This is a genomic window from Bartonella sp. AP9QHHD (assembly GCF_042195625.1).
GTDB lineage: Bacteria > Pseudomonadota > Alphaproteobacteria > Rhizobiales > Rhizobiaceae > Bartonella.
This window is the reverse complement of the sequence record NZ_JBHIOP010000097.1, coordinates 1-3,006: the sequence shown is the minus strand read 5'-3', so window position 1 is coordinate 3,006 and position 3,006 is coordinate 1. Positions and strand designations below refer to the sequence as shown.

The 3,006-nt window shown below is 39.4% G+C and carries 6 protein-coding genes; 4 read left to right on the top strand and 2 right to left on the bottom strand.

The genetic code is table 11. The annotated features are described in order from the left end of the window. The 4 genes from ACFIK4_RS08805 to ACFIK4_RS08790 form a co-directional block, all read left to right on the top strand. The coding region (locus ACFIK4_RS08805) for a major capsid protein (RefSeq protein ID WP_375675774.1) at nt 1-493 on the top strand (493 nt) is incomplete at its 5' end. Between the two features lies 1 nt (nt 494). Then, nucleotides 495-848, top strand: a complete 354-nt coding sequence (locus tag ACFIK4_RS08800) for a hypothetical protein (protein ID WP_375675773.1) — start codon at nt 495-497, stop codon at nt 846-848. A gap of 336 nt (nt 849-1,184) precedes the next feature. Continuing rightward, a complete protein-coding gene (locus ACFIK4_RS08795; protein ID WP_375675772.1) occupies nt 1,185-1,922 on the top strand; it encodes a phage antirepressor KilAC domain-containing protein in 738 nt (245 codons plus the stop codon). Next, entirely contained in the window at nt 1,919-2,197 is a 279-nt protein-coding gene (locus tag ACFIK4_RS08790) for a hypothetical protein (RefSeq protein ID WP_375655401.1), read from the top strand. The genes ACFIK4_RS08795 and ACFIK4_RS08790 overlap by 4 nt, the downstream gene beginning before the upstream one ends. Nucleotides 2,198-2,242: 45 nt before the next feature. On the opposite strand, the gene ACFIK4_RS08785 is transcribed toward ACFIK4_RS08790, so the two are convergent. Beyond that, nucleotides 2,243-2,515 (bottom strand): CopG family antitoxin, encoded by a 273-nt coding sequence (locus ACFIK4_RS08785; RefSeq protein ID WP_375631758.1) that lies wholly within the window; start codon nt 2,513-2,515, stop codon nt 2,243-2,245. After that, nucleotides 2,502-2,801, bottom strand: a complete 300-nt coding sequence (locus tag ACFIK4_RS08780; protein WP_375675771.1) for a BrnT family toxin — start codon at nt 2,799-2,801, stop codon at nt 2,502-2,504. The genes ACFIK4_RS08785 and ACFIK4_RS08780 overlap by 14 nt, the downstream gene beginning before the upstream one ends. Nucleotides 2,802-3,006 lie beyond the last annotated feature (205 nt).

Sequence of the window (3,006 nt, the reverse complement as noted above, 5' to 3'; positions counted from 1 at the left end):
TTCTGATCGTTCACGCATTATTGGGCTTTGTGGAAATGAATTTTTCTCCAAATTGAAAAACCATAAAACAATTCGTGAGACCTATTTAAACACAGCCTTAGCACAGACACTCAATAGCGCCGGAGGTGTTGCAACACCAAGTTCGATTGGCTCTGGGAGCTTTGGTAGTTTTGACTTTGCAGGTGTCACTTTCATTAATTACCGGAGTATTCACAACTATAATGTGAGTGCGAAGGCTGGAACAAAGCGCGCTATAGGCATTAAGCCGGATGAATGTCAATTCTTTCCTGTTGATGCGCCTGGTGTATTCCAAAAAACCTTTGCACCGGGAGAAAGTTTGGATTTTGCCAACACGGTTGGAAAACCGCTCTACACCATGCTTATCGTCGACCACGACCGTAATGCATGGGTAAAACCGGAAGTCTATAGCTATCCGCTTTACATTTGCACACGCCCAGAAATGCTCTTTAAAGCGGTCAGTGGAGCGAAATAACATGCGATGGCACGGGCTGCTAAACCAAATGATTCAAGACGTGCGCAACACTTTTGGGCAGCCCATCATCTACACGCGAAAGGACAATCAACAATCGTTTCAAATTACAGCGATTTACACCATTAAACATTCGGAATCGGACGCCGGTGGCAGAATCTCTACGACAATCGCAAAAAAGGAACTTGATCTTTGTATCAATGACATCGGGGGAATACCACCAAAACCTCAAGATAGTATTGTGATCATCTCTCCTGAAAATAACAAAGCCCCCTCTCAAGAGCACTTCGTGGTAACAGATGTCCAAGCCTCTGAATCCGGTATGTATAAGCTTATCTTGCGGGAGATAAAACAATAAGGCATCTTTGTTTAGCAAGCCGTTTTGATTATTTTTATAAAAACATTACATTGCCACTTGACATTGTGGCAACAATATGAATAATCGAATCAGGTGCCTAAGAAACACCTTAAAACAACAAGCGGATTGGTTGCCGAAATAATCAGTCTTCCGCACATTGTAAAGGCTTTGACTCATTATATGCGTATAGCGTATACTGGTCTTGTCGGGTGTGGTTATGCCATAAAATACCCTTTCGGGGGAAAGCATAACGACGGGCTTGTTGCCGTGTTTCTTAGCACCCGGCACTTTTTTATTGAGTGTCATTAAGAAACATCTATCAACAAGGAATTCATTATGAATACTCTTATAGAAATTAGAGAACAGGTTATTGATGGCGATACTGTTCAGACAGTAAATGCACGTAATCTGCACGCATTCTTAGAGGCAAAACGAGACTTTTCCAATTGGATTAAAGACCGTATTATCAAATACAATTTAGAAGAGGGAATAGATTATATTTTAACGCTCGCCAAAACTGGCGAACGTCAAAATGTAGTGTTAAAAGAATATTATCTTACACTAAATGTAGCAAAAGAGCTTTCTATGCTTGAGAACAATAAGAAAGGTAGAGAAGCTCGCTTATACTTTATCAAATGTGAACGGCTTTTGAAGCAAGTAACAACACCACAAGTTGACTACTCCAAACCTGAAGCATTGCTGGGAGTCTTGAATCACTTACAAAGCCAAATTGAGCAAAAGGATAACACCATTGCCGAATTAGCACCAAAAGCAGAAGCTTTGGATGGTTTAAAGCGTTCTGATGGTTTGTTCGGTCTTATTGAAGCAGCGAAAATGCTAGAGGTACGACCAAAGGACTTAACCGACTACTTGCGTCAAAACGATTGGGTCTATCGCCGTGCTCCAGGAGCGCCTCTGTTACCTTATCAGGACAAGATCAAGAAAGGATTCATGGACTGCCCTGCTATCACCATTCAAAGACCGGATGGTACAGAAAAGGTCCTGCCTTCAACGAAAATCACACCAAAAGGATTGGCATGTTTGAGAGAACAAATCCATGGAGGTGTACAATGAAGATAGATACCAACTTCTTATGTGACTTATGGATGGCATTATCTCGATTTTCTAGACATGAAAATATGAGCGATAAAGATTGTACTGCTCTGGTTGACACTATGAGTGTAATAGAAAAAGCTTTGATTTCAAAACTTCAAGATGACGTGCCCAATATTACAAAAATCTTGGCAATTTTGACAGATTTTGGAGCTTCAGAACTGCCACATAGCATGGATTCTTTGTTGCGAACTTACGAACCAGATTTAGAGAGCCCCATTAAAAAGGTTGCTTAAGTAAAAAACAAAACTCCCCTCCCCGTTCTCAAAATGGGGAGGGGGTTAATTCCGATGACTTTTTCGTAAATCCTGTTCAATCAGATGCCTAACATAGCGTGTATAAGGGATAGCTTGATTTTTAGCTTTTTCCTTTAAAGCCTTCATAAGCGCTTGAGGCAAGCGAATATTCATAGACGCTTCTTTAGGTAAGAACTCAAAATGAACGGGTTTAAAACCAGTTAAGTCATAATCTGTAAGATCTGCAGTATCAACAAAGTTTTCTGCTTCTTCATCCGTCTTAAAAACGGGCATTTGTTTTAATTTAGAGGTTTTCATAAAAATCAATCTCCTTTTGGTGCATATAACGAGCGCTAATAGGACGCACAAACAGTTCATTCTTTATTGTTCTTAAGGTAAAAACTAAAAATATATATCTTTCATTATAGCTTCTTCCAATGGCTCTGAAACGATCTTCTTTAACATTGGGGTCATGCTTTATGACGAGATTTCCAGAATTGGTGAATAAATATTCAATTTCTTTTTTAGAAACTCCATGTTTGGCACATTTTGGCCAGTTACCATCATCCCAATTTATGCCATGAACTTTGATATTTATTGTCATAACGAATGTATATCAAAATGTATCCACAAATACAATAAAAATGATTAAAAATCAATCTATTTGAACAGGAGCCCCCATGCATCCGAGAGAGACGATAAGAGAAACATTTGTTGCGTTGATCAAAGCAGCAAAGACGGCAGCTGGTGACAATGTTTTCAATATGCGTGACTTCAATTTATTTATTGAAGCAATGCCTGCAATTAAT

Bases quoted from the DNA above. Each gene is read 5' to 3' on its own strand.
- ACFIK4_RS08800 (WP_375675773.1), top strand. From the start codon at position 495: ATGCGATGGCACGGGCTGCTAAACCAAATGATTCAAGACGTGCGCAAC.
- ACFIK4_RS08795 (WP_375675772.1), top strand. From the start codon at position 1,185: ATGAATACTCTTATAGAAATTAGAGAACAGGTTATTGATGGCGATACT.
- ACFIK4_RS08790 (WP_375655401.1), top strand. From the start codon at position 1,919: ATGAAGATAGATACCAACTTCTTATGTGACTTATGGATGGCATTATCT.
- ACFIK4_RS08785 (WP_375631758.1), bottom strand. From the start codon at position 2,515: ATGAAAACCTCTAAATTAAAACAAATGCCCGTTTTTAAGACGGATGAA.
- ACFIK4_RS08780 (WP_375675771.1), bottom strand. From the start codon at position 2,801: ATGACAATAAATATCAAAGTTCATGGCATAAATTGGGATGATGGTAAC.